Genomic DNA, 503 nt, shown 5'->3' on the forward strand with positions numbered 1-503 from the left:
ACCTTTGACCCAGCGGCAGATTGGAATGGCACACTGCCGGTTATCACTTACACCACGAATACAGGTGAGACAGCAACCTTAACAATTACTGTCACGCCGGATAACACTGACGTGGCTGATGATGCTGTAACCGTGGGCGAAGATACGCAAGCTTCAGGCAACGTATTAACTAACGATGAGTCTGATAACACCTCTGTTGTGAGCTTCACTATTGCTGGTGATAACACCACTTACAACGCAGGTGACTCAGTGACCGTCCAAGGCGGTACACTGGTCCTTAACGCTAATGGCTCTTACACATTCGATCCAGCTGCTGACTGGAACGGTACACTGCCGGTCATCACTTACACCACCAATACGGGTGAAACGGCGACACTGACGATTACTGTTACGCCAGATAACACAGACGTGACTGATGATGCAGTAACGGTTGGCGAAGATACGCAAGCTTCAGGCAACGTATTAACTAACGATGAGTCTGACAACACCTCTGTTGTCAGCTT

At 49.1% G+C, this 503-nt stretch carries 1 protein-coding gene; it reads left to right on the forward strand.

Annotated features, from left to right (window positions below; translation table 11 throughout):
- Window positions 1-503: Ig-like domain-containing protein (locus tag G3R49_RS19965; RefSeq protein ID WP_167870837.1), on the forward strand; the 503-nt coding region annotated here is incomplete at both ends.

The sequence above is a fragment of the Shewanella sp. WXL01 genome, from assembly GCF_012263345.1.
GTDB lineage: Bacteria > Pseudomonadota > Gammaproteobacteria > Enterobacterales > Shewanellaceae > Shewanella > Shewanella maritima.